Origin of the sequence: Kitasatospora sp. NPDC050463, from assembly GCF_040655255.1 — a bacterium.
Taxonomy (GTDB): Bacteria; Actinomycetota; Actinomycetes; order Streptomycetales; family Streptomycetaceae; genus Kitasatospora.
This window is the reverse complement of record NZ_JBFAJO010000219.1, coordinates 1-1,546: the sequence shown is the minus strand read 5'-3', so window position 1 is coordinate 1,546 and position 1,546 is coordinate 1. Positions and strand designations below refer to the sequence as shown.

1 protein-coding gene is annotated in these 1,546 nt (G+C 67.5%); it reads left to right on the top strand.

All coding sequences use genetic code 11. From position 1 onward, the window contains the following. The first annotated feature begins 102 nt into the window (after positions 1–102). Positions 103–1,533 carry an IS4 family transposase gene (locus AB0J08_RS41605; RefSeq protein ID WP_360645417.1) on the top strand — a complete coding sequence of 477 codons (1,431 nt, stop codon included), beginning with the start codon at positions 103–105 and terminating at the stop codon, positions 1,531–1,533. Positions 1,534–1,546: the final 13 nt, after the last annotated feature.

Sequence of the window (1,546 nt, the reverse complement as noted above, 5' to 3'; positions counted from 1 at the left end):
CCCTGACATGGCAACGGAGCCCCCGATAGAACTGCGTCGACCAAGATCGCTGTTCTGGGGGCTCCGTTGGGTGTGCAGTCTGCCATGTCGCGTAGGGCTTCCATGGCCGAAGCTGCCTTTTCTGCTGGCCACTTGGGAGAATTGACCCGGATCGTCTCGCCTGAGTTGGTCGACGAGGTCCTTGCGGAGACCAAGAGTGTCCAGCAGCGGGTGCGCCTGCTTCCCTCCCGTACGGTGGTGTACTTCCTGCTCGCGATGACCCTCTTTCCGGAATCGGGCTACCTCGGTGTGTGGTCCTCGCTGGTCGCAGGACTCGCCGGAGCAAGTGGCGACCCGTCAGCCACCGCGCTGCGTCACGCGCGGCGCCGAGTGGGCAGCGCCCCACTGAAGTTACTGTTCCAGCACCTGCGAGGATCGGTCTCCAGCGCCACGACGCTCGGAGTGTACTGGCGGTCCCTCCACCTGGCGGCCCTGGACGCCACGACCCTCGCGCTGGCCGACACACCCGCCAACTCCGCCCACTTCGGACGGGTCCAGGGTAAGAACGGCGCCGGCGGCTACCCGCTGGCCAGGGTCTCCGCCATAGTCGAGTGCGGCACACGCGCGCTGATCGACAGTGCCATCGCACCGCTGGCCTGCGGCGAGGCCACCCACGCCGTCGGCCTGCTGCGATCCCTGCGACCAGGAATGCTCCTGCTGGCGGACCGCGCCTACGACACCTACGGCCTGCTCCGAGCCACCGCCGACACCGGCGCCCACGCGCTGTTTCGCGCCCGGGGCCAGCGTGTCCTTCCGGTCCTTCACGCGCTGCCAGACGGCTCGTGGATCTCCTTCATCCCTCAGCCCTCTCACGCCCACCGCCTCAAAGCGTGGCTTCGACGCGGCGGTGCCCCCGCGCAGATGCACGGACTGGGCGTCAGGGTCATCGAGGCGACCATCACCACCACCGACCGGGAAGGCGCCTCCCGCCGCAGCACCCTGCGACTGATCACCACACTGCTGGACCACACCCGCTACCCAGCCGCCGAGGTCACTGCCCTCTACCATGAGCGGTGGGAAGCGGAGACCGCGTTCTTCGGCCTGAAGGTCACCCTCCGTGGAGCTGACAGAGTCCTCCGGTCAGGCACTCCGCATGGCGTTGACCAGGAGATATACGCCTACCTGATTACCTATCAGGCCGCCCGGATCGCCATGTGCCAGGCCGCGGACCACGCCGACCTCGACCCGGACCGCCTCTCGTTCACCGTCGCCGTCCGCGCCATCCGCGAGTCCGTCATCATCGCCAACTGCAGCCCGCCGCCACTCCGGACCGTTCCGGAAGAACCGAGCCGACTGGCCTTCACCCTCCTCAAGCCGAGGAACCTGCACACGAGTAAGCGCCGGCAGCGAACCAGTGATCGCGCCGTGAAACGGCCGCTGTCGCCCTACGCCTACAAGAGCCTCTCGGCCAACCGCCGAAAACGGCACACCACGACGACCGTGACCATCACCCGGGCCTCGGACAGCGTGTTGACGAACGCCGCAGCGGCTTAACTTCCTGGTCTTG

Coding starts and splice junctions, on each gene's coding strand:
- AB0J08_RS41605 (WP_360645417.1), top strand. CDS start 103: ATGGCCGAAGCTGCCTTTTCTGCTGGCCACTTGGGAGAATTGACCCGG.